A 15,302-nucleotide genomic window follows, 5' to 3' on the forward strand; every position below is an offset into this window, starting at 1 on the left:
GTCGGTTGGCTTACCCAGACAATGCGGCTCCATCTTCGCCCACTGGGCATCCGTCAATACATAGCGATCCATCAAGAGCTTGAATCATAAGCCCAAGCTCTCGTGAATCCCCACAGACCTTAGAACGATGTGAGCCGCTTGGAGGAAGAGCGTCCGCAGGTACTTGTTACCGCGTTTGGAGATCTTGCCCAGGATCGTGCGGTCGTCGGTCGACTCCTACTTCAGCATCAGCCTGAGCCAAGCGCCGAAGTCCCGCCCCTGCTTGAACCCGGTCCCGGTCCCAATCGTCACCACCACGGCCGACGAGATGATCGGCCCCACACCTGGCACGCTCATCAGGCGCTGACAGTGCTCATCTTGAGCAGCTTGCGCCTCGATCTCGGCCGAGACGGCAGCAATGTGCTCGTCGAGCTGACGCCGATCCTCAGCCAGATCGGCAATGAGATGACCGATGCGGAGCAACAGGCCGTCAGAGTAAGAACGAGGATACCTAGCAAGACCCGTCGCAAGGGCCGAGCCCCTGGCGCACGGTGATGCCGCACTCAAAGAGGGGAACAGCGGATCTGGTTGGTGACGCCCGTGTGTTGACTGACCAAGCGCGAGCGCACGCGATGCAGGGCGAGGAGGTCCGTCTGCTCCGGCGTCTTGAGCGCCACAAATGACATGGTCGATCGTTGTAGCGCCTCTGCAATAGCTTCGGAAAACCGGGATATGGGACGTGTTCCTTGCGCAGCTCGAAGCCCCACAGCTTACGAGCAAGCGGAGCAGGAGCACGACCGGACCATCCCATTACCGGACTCGTGCGCCGCACCAAGTGCCTTGCCTAACTCGATCAGACCTTGAAGCGAGACCATCTGATCTTATCTGCTGATTAAGAAACCACCGACGAGCATGAGGCTAATTCCTACGCTCTTTTGCAGCATCTTCATGCGGCCCAGTGATTCCTTAGCGACGCGAGGAAAAAACAGTGTCAACATGATACCGAGTGTAAAGACGAAAAGGGACTGGAATGAACTCACAAGAAGAACTAACGCAACGGGCGCCAAGAGCGTCGCGTAAAGCGTGACTGCTTCGCTGACGCTTAACAATGTCTCGCTCAACGCGACAAGGCCAACAACGGCGACTTTCTGTTGTTTGAAGAGGTCAAGGAAATCTCTGCGGTAACTCGGAACGCAGATTAGAAAGGTCAAACCGGCTATCACCTGGCCGCCGAAACTCCAAGAAAGCGAAACCCAAAAACCCGTGCCCACAGCGATCAACTTGAAAATGACGCCGTTTATTGCACTCAAGAAGGAAGCTCCTAGCATCAATACTACAACGTTTCGCTTGAACCGTATTCCCCGCCGACCAAACTCAAACGACAATGCAAGCGCGCCAACAATAATAACGAGCGAACCCAATCCTTGAGTAAGCGTGATCGTTTCGCCAATGATGAAATAACCGAGGAAGTAAGCAAAGATGGGCACTGTCTGATTCAACGGCGTGACGAAAGATGCCTCATCGTTTTTGAGTGCGTAGAGATAACAAACAGTGGCGAAGACGCTCAACATCCCGGTCGCGACAAGCGCAGATCCTTGAACGAGGCTGACGTCGTACACATTGGGCTGAATGAACAATACGATAGGGATCGCCACGCCGCTGAACAGCGAAGAGAGTATGACAATGGATCCGATACTTTTCTCCTTGAGATATCTCGACAGCAAAAACTTATCGTTATGATTGGCGCATGCAAGAAGGAATGGAGCCCACAAGGCGATGAAAAACCAGCTCATACCCCGACCGCCTTGATGGCGCCGACAAACAGTCGGGCGGAATCTTGCCAAGTGGGGAGCTGGGCAGCTGCCGCGCGGGCGTTCGTGGCGAGCCGCTGCCGTTCAAGCGGATCGCTGATCAAACGTCGCAGTGCCAACGCCAATGCGGCCGCATTGTCCGGGGGCACCAGCAGACCGGTCCCCGCAGGCACTGTATCGGGGATCGCACCCGCCATCGTAGACACCACCGGAAGCCCGTGCGAGATCGCTTCTGCGAGCGCCATCCCATACCCCTCGAAACGCGACGCGAGTACAAATAAGTCGGATGCCAAATACAGTTCGGTGATACGCTCAGGTGGCACGGCGCCGAGTACCGCGACTCTGTCGCCAAGATCGTAGGCCTTGATGTCGGCGTCGAGCTGCGCGGCGGCAACCGGGTTGCGAGTCCGGTCACCAGCGATCGTCAGTTGCCAGGACATGTCGGCAAGGGTGGCAATAGCCGCGATCAGCAAATCATATCCTTTGCCCGGCACCACCGAACCGACCGAGAGAAGCCGAACGACGCCGTCGTTACTGCCAAACGCTGGCGGAACGGGATCATTACCCGGTCGCACAACGCTGATGCGCTGAGCCGAAACGTCGTAATCGGCGATCACGATCCGGGCGGTTGCCTCACTCGTGACCACGACGCGCGCGGCAGCAGCGAGCGCGGCGCGCTCGCTCTCGCGGAAGATGTCTGCCTGCGTGGTGTCGAGACCCGGGTCTAGAGCTAGTGGTTGGTGCACCAACGCGATGAGCGGCGTGTGGGATTGGAGCGCGCCAGCCTCGGGCAGCGCCCCAAACGCAAGCCCGTCGAGAACAATCGGACAACCGGCCGGCACCGCGGATAGTATCGCCATCGCAGCTGTGAGCTGCGCAGCGCTCGGGAACGGAAAGCCATCTCCCACGTCGAGAACATCCACCTGCCAACCCATCCGCCCAAGTTCCTGGATGATGCGCCGGTCATAGGCATATCCGCCGGTTGGCGTGGCGAGATCACCCGGCACGACGAACGCAACATGCAGTTCATTGGGTGGAAGCTTGCGCACAGTCCGGATCCAGCGATGATTGCGCTAAATCCGACGGATTCGCGCGAGCCGCAAGCCGAATAGTATAAATCTCCGTGACGGACCTCCTCTCGTTGCTAAATGGGATTCGCTCCCTTCAAGGCCCATAGTGAGAGGCCGCCGCGAAGAGAATCTAATCGAGCGTTTCGCCCGATTACATCAAGTACAGCGAGCAGTAACGCAACGAGGGCGGGCACATCTCCCTTGGGAATGAACGTCCAGGGAGCAGACCGAATATCGCGAAATCCAGCCAGATCAAGCAGTGCGGAAAACTCGTCGCGGGTCAGCATTTGGTCGCTGGAAAGATGTTTGGTGGCAAACCCCAACATAGGCGCGATTTTCCGATACCAAACGTAATCAGCATCCGGTGTTAAGCAGAAAAAACGCCCCCCAAACTTTAGCACCCTATAGATACTGGCCAACACGGCTCGCTTATCGAGCATGTGCTCGAAGGCGCCGATGCAGATCGCCAGATCGATCGACTGGTCCGCGATTCCTTTTAGCTCCTCGGCATCATCCACCTCAAACGTAAGATTGGCTATCCCAGGTGAGCTCCGAAGACGAGCGCGCGCCAATTCGATCATGCCCGGCGAGACATCAATCCCAGTGCCACGAGCGACTTCAGGTGCAAGAGCAAGGAGATGATGGCCATTGCCACAACCGAGGTCCAGGACAACATCAGTGGGCCGGGGCCGGGCTAAGCGGCGCACCAGCGCGAGTCGGTATTCCAGCAGCCGGTGCGGGTGACCATGCTGCTCAGGAGATCCCGTTGAGGCGCATTGGTCAAAGAAAGACCTGAGGTCCGTGGTGTTGTATGCGGGAGTGGTCGTGACACCGCGAAATCTTGACCAAGGCGCTCGTTGTTCCGTGCCGGGTGACTGCCCGCGCGGTTTGTTTTCAAGATCCCCCGTCCCTATACAACGGGCGGACTTAGATATGAGATTAGCGGGCGACTTCGCAGAACTCAAGGGATTTCGCATCTGTATCGCCGGCCTCATGGCTTTCGGAAAACGGCTCTGGCGCCATAACTCAGGTGCTCCACGTAAGTTCCCAGAATCGTCGGCAGGAACGAAGAGCTCGCAACACAGCTGTTCACGCTCCACCGGTGGGTGGGTTGGCCCGTAATTCTACTTGTTTTGACACCATGTCAGCGCAGCGCTCTACCATCACTTCATCCGCCGCGACGCTGTTCTGAAGGGCGTGTTACCACCTGCCATGATCGGAGTTTGATCGAGATCATCACATTAACAGGCGTCCGACAGAATTCGGGCTGAGAAACGGTTAGTTTCAGGCGGCGGGCGCCACAGAGGTGATGTCCGCCCATGTCTCAAACGCTGCACTGCGAGCCTTGCGATAGTCTGCCGTCGTGAGTTGATGCCGTCGGAGGTGAAACTGATTGCTGATTGGATCATGAATCGAAAGATAGCGCTGCGCCTGCCCGGTCGACCTGAAGCGCTTCATCTAGGGCTCTCGTCGGCGAGTGGGCTGGTGTGGATTTTCTGCCCGGTTATTCAGTCCTTTGTGCTGCCGGTGCTCAGCACATCTCCCTGCGAGCCGCACCGTAGGACCCAAATTTGTCCGTGACCGTCACTCGCGGTGCCATGGCGCTCTTCTTCAGCCGTTTTCGCAACAGGCGTTTGGCGGCTTTACGATCCCAACAGCTCTGGACCTGGATATCGAGGACAAAGCCGTCGTGATCAACAGCCCGCCACAACCAGGGCCACTTACCGGCAATGGGGATCACCACCTCAACGAGATGCCACCGATCACCCGGCCGAGGAGCGCGTCGGCGGATGCGGTTGGCGAGCTCGCGTCCGAACTTCTCAGCCCAGCTGCCAACCGTCTCGTGGCTGACCACCCCGCAGGCTGCCAGCATCTCCTCGACCATCCGCAAGCTCAGAGGAAAGCGGAAGTAGAGCCAGACCGCGAGGCTCATCACCTCGGCAGGGAAACGGTGGCGGGCGTAGAGCGAGGGAGGAGGCTTCTCCATACCACCTCATATGCCGGCTCCCGCTCGCATCCCGTCAGTGTGACGATGCCAGGGAGCAGGGCCGATAAGTGTGATCAGCGGTGACCTCGGGATCAAACCAAGCCGGCGGCTGGAACTGGCGTGCTGTCTTGTCGTGTTTGAATCCTATGCTGATCAGATCGAGCGGCGCCGGGATGATGAAGCGGTGGATCGAGGCGCTGTGAGGGCCGATGTCAATGGAGATGCTCAGATACGTGGTCTATCTGGCGGTCAGATCGAGCAGAGCCTCGGCCTGGGAGCGGGAGATCTCAGCGGGCTCCTCGAGCGGACCGGTTGCGGGCTGGGAGACCAGGATGAGGTGGCCGGTATCGCCTGCCATCTGCACGTGGGCGCTCCGGCCCACACGATCCGGGAAAAGCCCTGCCGGACGGCGCGACTTCCCCTCTCCTTCTCGATCAGGCGAGCCGAGGCGGGAGGAGCTGAAAGACACGGGTGGTGCTCATCGGTGTCAGCTTTCTACAAAGGGTGCTGCTGGTGGGCCAGACTCTGCTCAAGTTAGGGCGTGAGGACGAGCGAGGGAAGAGAGTTCGGCACCGTCGCTGCTAGACAGAGGATTATGGAGCCGAGCGGTCCTCGCTTATCCGGAGAGACGGTAAATCCTCAGGTCGTAGGCTCCGGCCGCTCAATCCTTGTTCGAGCAGGCGAGCATGCCCTCGAGATCGATATAGTGCCCGGCGCGATCGCGCTTGGCGGCAAGGTAGCTGACGTTCTCCGCCGTCGGGCGACCCAGCACGCGATGATCGGAGATCACCTCGAGACCCGCCTTGGTCAGAGCCGCGATCTTTTCCGGGTTGTTGGTCATGAGGCGGACCTTGCTCACGCCCAGTTCCTGCAGCATCACGGCCGCGAAATCGAAGCGGCGCTGATCGGCCTCGAAGCCCAGAACCTCGTCGGCGTCATAGGTGTCGTAACCTTGCGACTGGAGCTTGTAGGCCCGGATCTTGTTGGCGATGCCGTTCCCGCGTCCTTCCTGGTCGAGATAAAGCAGGATGCCGCCCTCGGCTTGCGCCATGAAGCGCACGGTCTCGCGCAGCTGGTCGCCGCAATCGCATTTCAGGCTGCCGAAGAGATCGCCCGTCAGGCACGCCGAATGCAGCCGCACGGTCACCGGCTTGGAGAAATCCGGCTTGCCGACCACGATCGCCACCTGATCGCGCAGGCCCTCGCCACCGCGGAACACCACGAACTCGCTGGTGGGCGCGCCTTCCAGCGGCACCGGCGCCCGGCTGACGATACGTAGATTCTCGATTCTGCGCCGACGATAGGCGAAAACGTCCTCGGCGGTAACGCCGAGGAGGCTCTGTAACGTGGAGAAGGACGACACAAGAGGGATCGCAAGCACGGCGGGCAGCACGAGCGACAGCTGCGCAAGCTCTATAGCCGCCTCGTCAAGCCGGGATACCGGCCCCACCGGCGCGTCGATGCGTCCATCGATTCTAAGCGCGAGGTTTCCTACGCGGTCGCAGTCAATAACCGGCATGGGCACCGATGCGGCAGCGGTGCGGTCGAGACCGAGATAACGAAGCCGAGCTGGGGTCAGAAGGAGACGGGCGCGACCGCCGCTCAAGTCCGCAAGCACGCCGACCATGCGCAGATCAAGCCCTTCCGCTGTAACAGCAAGCAGTGTCTCATTCTCTGCCCGGACAAGGATCGGTCGGCCGGCTCGAAAGTCAGAAACTGCGCGTTCGACATGCACGTGGGCTTGGTCGGTGAACAAGTTTTTACTCAGGGACATGTCTGCCATAAGGTTACTTTTCCTGAGAGATGACTAATGGCGAAGCCGTAAGTAGATGAAACCCCAAGGAGTTGCACTCTATGACTTTTTAGCGGCTTGGGCCATACTAGCGATGATCTGACCTGCTCCAACAGGAGCAGGACACTGGGATCAGGAACAGCGGCCATCCCCCTATGACAATCCAGTCTGTGCCCTCTCCAAGCCAAGACCCGTTCGAACTCATCGATGCCGCGCCCGAAGACAAGCCGTTCGTGGTCGCCCAGCTCGGCCAGAGCCTCGACGGGCGCATCGCCACCCCTACGGGGGCTTCCCGCTACATCAACGGAACCTGCGCACTCGATCATCTGCACCGATTGCGCGCCCATGTGGACGCTGTTGTCGTCGGAGTGGGGACCGTGATCGCGGACAACCCGATGCTGACCGTCCGGCGTGTCCCTGGCCGCAACCCGGCGCGTGTCGTTATTGATCCGCACGGCCGTCTCCCCGAAGCGGCGCAATGCGTTCGCTCGGCCTGCGCGCGCCGCATTGCCATTCGGGCAACTGTCTCCGTGACCTTGCCTGGAGTCGAGGAAATCATCATCGAAGCCCGCGATGGGATAATCCCGCCTCATGAGATCATTCAGAAGCTCCGCGAGCGCGGCCTTCGCAAAATCCTCGTTGAGGGCGGCGCCCGCACGATCTCCACATTCATCGCGGCAGGCTGCGTGGACAGGCTGCACATGTTGGTTGCGCCGATGATCATCGGATCCGGCATGGCGGGGCTGTCGCTACCGCCGATCGACGGGCTCGACGGAGCCCTGCGTCCCATGACCCATGTCCACGTGTTCGCGGATGGCGACACCCTGTTCGACTGCAATCTGAGAAGCACGAGCAGGGCAGTCCGATGAATATCGGTCCCGCTGTATATTCCAGAGGATCTCGATTACTCCACTGGATCATAGCGGCGCTCATCCTGCTGGGGCTCATTCCGATGGGCCTTACGATGGTCTCGCTCGAGGATGGGATGCTGAAGAACCTCCTCTACGACGTGCACAAGTCTTTCGGCATGATTGTCTTCACGCTCGCCGTAGTGCGAGTGGTGATCAGGGCGGTACAGGGCTTTCCGCCCCTGCCCGACTCCATGGCTGAATGGCAGAAGATTGCAGCGCGTGCGACGCATCTCGCCCTGTATGCGCTGATCCTCACCGTTCCAGTCCTGGGCTATACGGGAACAGCTATGTGCTGCGCCCCGGTCAAGCTGTTCTGGATCATGCCGATTCCCATCTCCGTCGAGGGGGGCATGGATCAGGCCGAGGTCGTGCTCAGTTTGCATAAGAGCGCAGTCTTCCTCATGGCTGGAATCCTCATGCTGCATGTGGGCGCTGCCTTGTGGCACAGGTCTGTCCGGCGCGATGGTGTGTTCGAGCGTATGTGGCGCGGCTAAGAAAGCATCACATGGGACTTGCGAAGAGATCGACATGGCCGATCTCGCACCGCTCTGGATGGCTGTGTGCCTCTCGCCACACAGCGAGGGTCTCCCCCGGAATGAGACCGGTCTCGCCCGCGGCCTGTTCGATCCCATTCGCAAGCGATTGGATCAGCCTGTTGTCGTCGCGGGTGAGCAACCAGGAGCTGTCTCCGGTCTCGACGGCATAGCCTCGCGCTCGCAATGCCGCAACCAAGTGCCGCGCCGCCTGTGGCCCGGCCGCCGGCCCAAGTCCCTTGTTGCGGGTCTGGTGCTCGTTGAAGGCTGAGTTGACCTTGGCGTCGAAGGAGTGGCCAGGCTCCCAGCGCGCGTTGCCGTCATAGGTCAGCACTGCGTAGAGCGGGAGTCGCGTATCGGCTAGGGCATCAGCGAAACGATCAATCCACGCACAGGAGACGAGATCGAAGAGCGCCGCGGCGGTGACGAGGTCGGGCCGACGCGCGATGAGACGCTCGATACCTGTCCTCAGGTCCGCGCACTCGAAGGACACGGTCAAGGTCTTTCCGCTGCGCTCTAAGGCAAGGCGCTCTCCGTCCGCCTGGGAGGCGCATGCCCATATCGACAGCATTCGGCGCGCTACCTCCAGCAGAGCCGAGTCGTGGTCGACAAGGCACCACTCCTGCCGATCGGGCAGGTGGAACCATGAGGCGCGGAGATTGGATCCGGTTCCCGAGCCGAGGTCGAGAATCGTAATCCGCTCAAAGCCGCCGAAATAATGAGCGCAAGTGCCTCGCGGCCCGCGTGCGCGAGATCGGTGATCGACCGGCTCACGCAGCGATAGCCATTCCGGATCGAAACTGCTCATGTCTTGCCGTGCCTCAGCTGGGCCGCGACGATAGCGGCCGCCTCCGACCAGTCCGGAAGATTCCGTGCATAGGAGAATGCGGCATTGGCCAGTGCACCGCGCCGCTTCCCATCGTCGAGAAGAGATGCGAGAGCCTCTGCCAGTGCGGCAGGATCTCCTGCCGGGACTTTCAGGGCGGCGGCGTCAGGAAGGGTTTTGGCAGCCGCCCCACCCGTCGTCGACACGATGGGGAGCCCGTGGGCGAGGGCCTCGGTCAGCACCATCCCGTAGCCTTCGAAGTGAGAAGCGAGGACGAAGATGTCAGCCTTGTCATAGAGCGAGGGCAGCACATGGTCCGGCAGGGCGCCGGTGAATCGGATACGGTCCGACAGCCCGACCTCATCAATCCGGGCACGAAGGCTCCGCGCGCAATCGGGCGCGCGATCCATGGCGCCGACGATCGTCAGCGACCAAGGCCGGTTGCCCAGCCGCACGAGGGCCTCGACCAAGACCTCGTACCCCTTCCGGGGAACGACAGAGCCGACGGCGAGGAGCGCATGGTCGGTTCCACTGCCCGCCGCCCGGTGTGCCTGCGCCGTTCCGGGGATAGCAACGGCGATCGCCTCCCGGGGCACGCCATAGTCCGAAGCGAGGATGACGGCTGTCGTATCGCTGGTGACGATGATGGCCGACGCGGCCTTCAGAGCCTCCCGCTCAAGGATCCGGAGACGCTCGGCATCGTCGGCCCCGAGCCCGGTCTCAAGAGCCAGCGGGTGGTGCACGAGCGCGACGATCCGAGCCTTGATCTGGGACAGGATATCCGTGGGCAGGGCACCGAAGGCGAGCCCGTCGATGAGGAGCGTCCCGTCCAGACCGCTGAGAAGCCGTGCCGTTGTTTCGAGGTCATCCACGCTGGGAAAGGGAAAACTGTTCGGAAGAACGAGATGGTGAAGCACGATGCCCTGGTCGCCGATGCAGTGCAGAATTTTCCGATCATAGGCATATCCGCCCGTTGGGGTCGCTATGTCGCCCGGGATGGCGAAGGTCGCCTCAATCATGGGATATGGGTCCTTCGAACCAGGCTTTTGCCAAATGGGACTCGTGCAATGTAACCCGTAGGCCCGCAAGCCCGTCCGAACCCGGTCCGAGTTTGCCCTTTCGGGCTGCTGCAACGACGGCGTCGAAGATGTGGCGGCACAGGAACTCGGTCGTTGTGTTTTTTCCTGCAAACTCCGGCACATCGTCAAGGTTGCTATAATTCAGCGGCGCGAGAACCTGCTTGAGAACGTCGTGGGCGCGTCCGATGTCGACGACGACGCCATCCTCGGTCAGATGTTCGCGGTGGAATGCCACGTCCACCACAAAGGTGGCGCCGTGGAGCTTCTGCGCCGGGCCGAAGAGCGCGCCCCGGAAACTGTGGGCTATCATAATGTGGTCGCGAACTTCGATGGCATACATGGAACCATCCTTGCTGCGTCAGGAATAGGTGACAATGGGTGGAATACTCTGCGCATCGCCGCAGAGGATGTCGTGCAGCGCTTCGGGCAGTGCGGAAAACTTGACTTCCTCGGCCACCAGGATGTCCAGGCGCGGGTCGTCTAGAAGACGCATGGCGGCGTCGAGGCGCCGCCTGGTTGTCCAGCGGGCGCGCCGCGACGACGGGACATGCCCGACCTGAGAGGAGACGAGTTGCAGCCGCTGGCTGTGGAAGGCCCCGCCGAGGAACGCGTCGACGGCAGTGGACCCGTACCAACTCATCTCGACGACCCGAGCCTCGAAGCCTGCGCATGCAAGCGCCGTGTTCAGCCCCTGGACCGAGGCGGAGGAGTGGAACACGATATCGGCGTCGCCGGGTGCGTTGTCTGCTTCAGCGAATGATGCGCCCAGGTGCTCGACGAGGGCACGGCGGCTAGGCTCAAGGTCGACAAGCGCGACCTCCGTTCCCGGGATGCGGGCCGCAAGATAGGCTGTCAGCAGTCCGACCACGCCTCCTCCCACCACGACGATCCGATCACCGGGCCCGCAACAGCCGTCCCAGATCGCATTCAGGGCCGTCTCCAGATTGGCGGAAAGAACGGCGCGCCTGGGGGGGACGCCCTCCGGCACAGGGATTGCAAGACTCGCCGGGATAGCGAACAGGTCCTGATGGGGGTGCAGGGCGAAAACACTTCGTCCTATGAGTTCGGTTGGGCCCTGCTCCACAGTACCGACCGCGCAGTAGCCGTACTTGACTGGAAACGGGAAGGAACCCTCCTGCAGCGGCGCCCGCATGCGCCTGGTCTCGGAGGCCGGAACCCGGCCTTCGAACACGAGGCGTTCGGTGCCGCGGCTGATCCCGGACCATTGCGTCCTGACGAGGATGTCACCCTCGTTCAACGCTGGCTCAGGAGCCTCCTTCAATTCTGCGTGGAAAGCACGGGTTATCCAAAGCGCAGACGTGGTCTTTTTCATGCGCTGCTCTTCATGCATATCCGGCAGGCCCTTCCAGAATGCCGCAGGGAGCGACCCACGACGGACCAGGAGTGCCAACATTGCCTTCGGGCTTTCTCCAAACCATATGGCGCCTGCGGGCCTGTCGTCCATAAGCACCGTTTCACGCGGGCGTTCGGCGCGATCGCGCTCAATCCAGCAGTCTATCTCGGTCTGCTCGCATGACTTGGCACCTTCTCACATACGGTGATGGGAGCTCGGTCGCTCTGTTGCATGAACGTGCGAACCCACGGAATATGGCAGTCCATGAGGCGGGTGAACGCACGACAGCTTGTGCCTCATGCATTCAATAGAAGAGAGCCGTTGCCGGGGTTAGGGAGATCCAGGGCAAATGATGATGTCTTTACACTCCTGGTTCGCTCTCCTGCGTTCCATCATGGTCTATCATGGGGATCGTGAGCGCCACCGCCGCATGGATGCCCTTTACGGGCAGTTCGTGAAGCCCGGCGACTTGGTCTTCGATATCGGTGCTCATGTGGGCGATCGTATTTCCTCGTTCCGCCGTCTCGGCGCGCGGGTCGTCGCCCTGGAGCCGCAGCCCGGCCCAGCAGCGATCCTGCAATTTCTGTTTGGCTGTGATCGAGCTATCACGCTGCTGCGCAAGGCTGCGGCAAGAAAGGAAGGCGAGTTGCCCCTTCACATCAACTCGCGAAATCCCACCGTTTCGACCCTATCCAACGACTTTGTCAGCGCTGCACAGGGAGCACGGAACTGGGAAGGGCAGTGTTGGGATGGTGTCATCGCCGTTCCCACCACAACCCTCGATGTTCTCATCAAAACCTATGGCAATCCGGCTTTTATCAAGATCGATGTCGAAGGTTATGAGCAAGTCGTTCTAACGGGCCTGACCGCCCCCGTACCGGCCCTGTCCTTCGAGTTCACGACGATTGCGCGGGAGGTTGCCATCGCATGCCTGGATCGCTTGGAGGCGATCGACGACTACCGGTACAATGTCTCGCTTGGGGAGCGTCAGACATTCGTCTTTCCGAGCAGCGTCACCGCTGAGGAGATGCGCCTCTATCTAAGGGACGTTCCACACGTGGCGAATTCGGGCGATGTCTACGCCCATCGGCTGTCCGCCTGACCCAATTGCCCGTATCGCTTTAGTGGCGAATGTTAGCGATCCCTTTACATGATGCATGTTGTAGCACACTCACCCGCCTCACGAGCCGCCATATTCCGTAGCTTGACACGTTATGCAGGAGAGCCCACGCTTGCTTGTGATCGGTTCTGGACTGAGGGAACCATCGGCCCAGCCACGGTTCGCTCGACGCACATCAGTTCCGGGGAGGTGCGGCAATGGACGCGATGCGGAGGCCTCTGTCCCCTGACCGGAGCCGCCACGCCTGCGATGCCCGCATTCCTTTGCTCGGAGGGGGTATCGCGCTGGTCATTCTCGCAGCCGTGATTGCGGCCAGCAGCGGCTCCGGACTGGCAGTCCTACCAGTTGCACTTGCGCCGTACCTCCTGCTCACCGCCATCGTCCAGCGACAGATCGCTGCATACCACGATCACACGACTTTCGGACTGGCCAATGTCGCTACACTGGTCAGGGCGGTTCTCAACTGCCTCCTTGCAGGGCTCCTTGCAGATGCGGCCTTGCATGGCGATTCAGGCCCTCAGCGCCTCGGCTGGTTCTTCTTCTCTATCAGTGCGCTTTCCCTGTTCTTGGATGGCGTCGACGGCTATCTGGCGCGCTGGCTGAAGCTGGAATCCCGCTTTGGTGCCCGCTTCGACATTGAAATCGATGCACTCCTCCTGACGCTCCTTGCCGGCGCGGTCCTTCTGCTCGGCAAGGCCGGCGCGTGGGTCCTCGCGATCGGTGGCTTTCACTATGCCTTTCTCGTGGCGCGCCAGTTCTCACCAGCGCTGAGGCGTAGGTTGCCGCATTCCATGCGCCGCAAGGTGGTGTGTGCTCTCCAGGGCATGGCGCTGCTTCCACTTCTAACCCCATGGATGGTCCCACCGCTGAGCATTTGGATCGCGGCTTTGGCCTTGCTGACCCTGATTTGGTCCTTCGCGATTGACCTAGTCTGGCTCGCTCGAGAACGCTCGGCCGCAGGACAAGGCGCATATGTCTAGCCGATTCACTGCGCTGGCGAGGGCAGCCGCGATGCTGGTCGTGGTCTGGATCGCTCTGTCGCTGCTCGTCAACTTGCCTTCCGATAGTGCGGCCTTCCTCGGGCCGCCCCACTGGACACTGGCCTCGGAGGTCGGCGTCATCTTAGCCATGCTTGCTCTTGGACAGGTCTGGGCGAGGTACGTGCCGAGAATTGCACTGCACCTTCTCTCGGGTTCGGTGATCCTGCTCTTCCTCATTCGGGCCGCTGATTTCACGGCCCAGACCATGGTGGACAGGTCCCTAAACCTCTCCCTCGATCTGGCCCTTGTTCCGGCTTTGCTCCATGTCGCCACAGTCATGCTTGGCCCGGCCTACGTGGCTCTTGCCGCCGCCGCTGGCATCCTGTCGATTGCAGCCTTACACCTCGTATTAGTACATTCCTTTGCCCATTTGGCTCAAGGGTTTCGCCAAGCGGCCATGCGCCAAGCCTTTGTCGGCGTTTCGGCCCTCGCACTTGTGCTTGCTGCAGTGCAAGGACTGGCTCCGGCCAACTTGGCTCCTTGGCGGCCGCTCAGCGGAGCCGCAAGCCTCCTCCTTGTCGAACAGGCGGAACTCCTCTCTTCTACGCTGGCGCGTCGGGCGGCATTCCGCGCGGGTCTCGCTAACGATCCCGCCACTCAGATCGATGATGCAGCCTTGTTCTCCAGCCTCGCGGGCACCGACGTCATGGTTATCTTCGTCGAAAGCTACGGGATTTCGGCCCTCGATGATGAACGCTACGCCCCAACGGTGCGGCCACGCGTCCATGCTTTCAGCGAGCGAATTGCGAAAGCGGGCTTGAGCGTCTCCTCAGGCCGTCTCCTGGCTGCCACTGCCGGCGGCCAGTCCTGGCTCAATCACGCCACGCTCTCGGCCGGACGCTGGATCGATGATCAGACACTGTATGCGCTGTTCCTGGCCGAGCTGCCGCGGACCCTCGTGCATGATTTTAAGCGAGCCGGCTGGCGCACAGCCCAGGTCATGCCTGCGATCACTCTGCCGTGGCCGGAGGGCTACAGGCTCGGATACGATGCGACCTATGTCGCCGCAGATATGAAATATCGTGGGCCGAACTTCTACTGGGGTGTCGTGCCCGACCAGTTCGCCCTCGATTTCTTTGCTCGACGTGAACTCAATAGGCCGGACCGACCACCAATCTTTGCGATGCTCGCTCTGATCTCGAGCCATGCGCCCTGGCTGCCGGTGCCGGAGGTGGTAGGCTGGGGGGAGCTAGGTGACGGGACCATCTATTCGCGTTGGACGGATGGTGCGCCTGAGCCACGGGAGATCTGGCGCAGCCCTGAGGCGGTGCGCAATCAGTATGCGCTCTCCATCGGCCACTCGATCGACGCCATTGCCGCTTTCCTGGCCGACCGCGTCCCGGCCGATGCACTGGTCCTAGTGCTTGGGGATCATCAGCCGGCGCCGGTCATCGCCGGGCCTGGCACCTCGAGAGCCGTGCCCATCCACGTGGTGGCACACGATCCCCGCCTCCTGAGGCCATTTGCCCGGCTAGGCTTCGTGCCTGGCGTAATGCCTCCGCCGCCCCCGAAGGCGGGCGATGAAGGACTGGCACGAATCGATGCTCTCCGTGCCATTTTACTTGCTGCCTTCAGCGGAGGAACGTCCAAGACAAATTGTGGGCCTAAGCTGCCTTGCTGGAGGGATTAGCACCGGATCAGCTCGACAGCCTTGATGGACCGTGTTGCACGGATCGCATTGTGCACGCATTGATAGCCCTAGGGCCTGCATTCAGGTGATACGGACGGACTTCGGACGTCCAAGCTCAAACATATGGTTCAGCGGGCGTTGCCCCATTAACTGGCAACAGGCGCACGGAG

14 protein-coding genes and 2 pseudogenes are annotated in these 15,302 nt (G+C 60.9%); 5 read left to right on the forward strand and 11 right to left on the reverse strand.

Features of this window, described 5'->3' with window-relative positions:
- Window positions 1–87: 87 nt before the first annotated feature.
- The 7 genes and pseudogenes from ACS5Q1_RS33050 to ribA form a co-directional block, all read right to left on the reverse strand.
- Window positions 88–701 (reverse strand): annotated as a pseudogene (locus ACS5Q1_RS33050) (IS110 family RNA-guided transposase); the annotation flags it as partial.
- A gap of 159 nt (window positions 702–860) precedes the next feature.
- Window positions 861–1,772 carry an EamA family transporter gene (locus ACS5Q1_RS33055; protein ID WP_473102183.1) on the reverse strand — a complete coding sequence of 304 codons (912 nt, stop codon included), beginning with the start codon at window positions 1,770–1,772 and terminating at the stop codon, window positions 861–863.
- The gene (locus tag ACS5Q1_RS33060; RefSeq protein WP_473102184.1) at window positions 1,769–2,839 is read right to left on the reverse strand and encodes a glycosyltransferase family 4 protein; all 1,071 of its coding nucleotides are present in this window, start codon (window positions 2,837–2,839) and stop codon (window positions 1,769–1,771) included. The genes ACS5Q1_RS33055 and ACS5Q1_RS33060 overlap by 4 nt, the downstream gene beginning before the upstream one ends.
- A gap of 95 nt (window positions 2,840–2,934) precedes the next feature.
- Window positions 2,935–3,855 (reverse strand): class I SAM-dependent methyltransferase, encoded by a 921-nt coding sequence (locus tag ACS5Q1_RS33065; RefSeq protein ID WP_473102185.1) that lies wholly within the window; start codon window positions 3,853–3,855, stop codon window positions 2,935–2,937.
- 289 nt (window positions 3,856–4,144) lie between these two features.
- A pseudogene (locus ACS5Q1_RS33070) lies at window positions 4,145–4,847 on the reverse strand (IS6 family transposase).
- A gap of 238 nt (window positions 4,848–5,085) precedes the next feature.
- Complete coding sequence (locus tag ACS5Q1_RS33075) at window positions 5,086–5,316, reverse strand: hypothetical protein (protein ID WP_473102186.1); 231 nt, start codon at window positions 5,314–5,316, stop codon at window positions 5,086–5,088.
- 192 nt (window positions 5,317–5,508) lie between these two features.
- A complete protein-coding gene (ribA, locus tag ACS5Q1_RS33080) occupies window positions 5,509–6,630 on the reverse strand; it encodes a GTP cyclohydrolase II RibA (protein WP_473102187.1) in 1,122 nt (373 codons plus the stop codon).
- A 164-nt stretch (window positions 6,631–6,794) separates the two neighbouring features.
- Between ribA and ACS5Q1_RS33085 the strand changes: the two genes are divergently transcribed.
- Window positions 6,795–7,508 carry a RibD family protein gene (locus ACS5Q1_RS33085; protein WP_473102188.1) on the forward strand — a complete coding sequence of 238 codons (714 nt, stop codon included), beginning with the start codon at window positions 6,795–6,797 and terminating at the stop codon, window positions 7,506–7,508.
- The gene (locus ACS5Q1_RS33090; protein ID WP_473102189.1) at window positions 7,505–8,044 is read left to right on the forward strand and encodes a cytochrome b; all 540 of its coding nucleotides are present in this window, start codon (window positions 7,505–7,507) and stop codon (window positions 8,042–8,044) included. Before ACS5Q1_RS33085 ends, ACS5Q1_RS33090 begins: the two co-directional genes overlap by 4 nt.
- Before the next feature lie 7 nt (window positions 8,045–8,051).
- Here ACS5Q1_RS33090 and ACS5Q1_RS33095 read toward each other — a convergent pair whose 3' ends face one another.
- The 4 genes from ACS5Q1_RS33095 to ACS5Q1_RS33110 are packed head-to-tail and all read right to left on the reverse strand — an operon-like array spanning window position 8,052 to window position 11,321.
- Window positions 8,052–8,891 carry an SAM-dependent methyltransferase gene (locus tag ACS5Q1_RS33095; protein ID WP_473102190.1) on the reverse strand — a complete coding sequence of 280 codons (840 nt, stop codon included), beginning with the start codon at window positions 8,889–8,891 and terminating at the stop codon, window positions 8,052–8,054.
- Complete coding sequence (locus ACS5Q1_RS33100) at window positions 8,888–9,928, reverse strand: glycosyltransferase (protein WP_473102191.1); 1,041 nt, start codon at window positions 9,926–9,928, stop codon at window positions 8,888–8,890. Before ACS5Q1_RS33100 ends, ACS5Q1_RS33095 begins: the two co-directional genes overlap by 4 nt.
- Complete coding sequence (locus tag ACS5Q1_RS33105) at window positions 9,921–10,328, reverse strand: 6-pyruvoyl trahydropterin synthase family protein (protein ID WP_473102192.1); 408 nt, start codon at window positions 10,326–10,328, stop codon at window positions 9,921–9,923. The genes ACS5Q1_RS33100 and ACS5Q1_RS33105 overlap by 8 nt, the downstream gene beginning before the upstream one ends.
- An 18-nt stretch (window positions 10,329–10,346) precedes the next feature.
- Window positions 10,347–11,321 carry a zinc-dependent alcohol dehydrogenase gene (locus tag ACS5Q1_RS33110; RefSeq protein WP_473102193.1) on the reverse strand — a complete coding sequence of 325 codons (975 nt, stop codon included), beginning with the start codon at window positions 11,319–11,321 and terminating at the stop codon, window positions 10,347–10,349.
- 370 nt (window positions 11,322–11,691) lie between these two features.
- Here ACS5Q1_RS33110 and ACS5Q1_RS33115 point away from each other — a divergent pair, with 370 nt between their 5' ends.
- From ACS5Q1_RS33115 to ACS5Q1_RS33125, 3 genes are all read left to right on the forward strand, one after another.
- Window positions 11,692–12,444: an FkbM family methyltransferase gene (locus tag ACS5Q1_RS33115; RefSeq protein WP_473102194.1), complete on the forward strand. Its 753-nt coding sequence runs from the start codon at window positions 11,692–11,694 to the stop codon at window positions 12,442–12,444.
- A gap of 215 nt (window positions 12,445–12,659) precedes the next feature.
- On the forward strand, window positions 12,660–13,442 hold the full coding sequence (locus tag ACS5Q1_RS33120) for a CDP-alcohol phosphatidyltransferase family protein (RefSeq protein ID WP_473102195.1): 783 nt from the start codon (window positions 12,660–12,662) through the stop codon (window positions 13,440–13,442).
- Window positions 13,435–15,132 (forward strand): alkaline phosphatase family protein, encoded by a 1,698-nt coding sequence (locus tag ACS5Q1_RS33125; protein WP_473102196.1) that lies wholly within the window; start codon window positions 13,435–13,437, stop codon window positions 15,130–15,132. The genes ACS5Q1_RS33120 and ACS5Q1_RS33125 overlap by 8 nt, the downstream gene beginning before the upstream one ends.
- Window positions 15,133–15,302 lie beyond the last annotated feature (170 nt).

It is taken from the genome of Microvirga sp. GN3 (assembly GCF_055792825.1).

What these genes read in the sequence shown, in the direction of transcription:
- ACS5Q1_RS33055 (WP_473102183.1), bottom strand. Translation starts at nt 1,772, where the DNA reads ATGAGCTGGTTTTTCATCGCCTTGTGGGCTCCATTCCTTCTTGCATGC.
- ACS5Q1_RS33065 (WP_473102185.1), bottom strand. Translation starts at nt 3,855, where the DNA reads ATGAGGCCGGCGATACAGATGCGAAATCCCTTGAGTTCTGCGAAGTCG.
- ribA (WP_473102187.1), bottom strand. Translation starts at nt 6,630, where the DNA reads ATGGCAGACATGTCCCTGAGTAAAAACTTGTTCACCGACCAAGCCCAC.
- ACS5Q1_RS33085 (WP_473102188.1), top strand. Translation starts at nt 6,795, where the DNA reads ATGACAATCCAGTCTGTGCCCTCTCCAAGCCAAGACCCGTTCGAACTC.
- ACS5Q1_RS33090 (WP_473102189.1), top strand. Translation starts at nt 7,505, where the DNA reads ATGAATATCGGTCCCGCTGTATATTCCAGAGGATCTCGATTACTCCAC.
- ACS5Q1_RS33095 (WP_473102190.1), bottom strand. Translation starts at nt 8,891, where the DNA reads ATGAGCAGTTTCGATCCGGAATGGCTATCGCTGCGTGAGCCGGTCGAT.
- ACS5Q1_RS33100 (WP_473102191.1), bottom strand. Translation starts at nt 9,928, where the DNA reads ATGATTGAGGCGACCTTCGCCATCCCGGGCGACATAGCGACCCCAACG.
- ACS5Q1_RS33105 (WP_473102192.1), bottom strand. Translation starts at nt 10,328, where the DNA reads ATGTATGCCATCGAAGTTCGCGACCACATTATGATAGCCCACAGTTTC.
- ACS5Q1_RS33110 (WP_473102193.1), bottom strand. Translation starts at nt 11,321, where the DNA reads ATGAAAAAGACCACGTCTGCGCTTTGGATAACCCGTGCTTTCCACGCA.
- ACS5Q1_RS33115 (WP_473102194.1), top strand. Translation starts at nt 11,692, where the DNA reads ATGATGATGTCTTTACACTCCTGGTTCGCTCTCCTGCGTTCCATCATG.
- ACS5Q1_RS33120 (WP_473102195.1), top strand. Translation starts at nt 12,660, where the DNA reads ATGGACGCGATGCGGAGGCCTCTGTCCCCTGACCGGAGCCGCCACGCC.
- ACS5Q1_RS33125 (WP_473102196.1), top strand. Translation starts at nt 13,435, where the DNA reads ATGTCTAGCCGATTCACTGCGCTGGCGAGGGCAGCCGCGATGCTGGTC.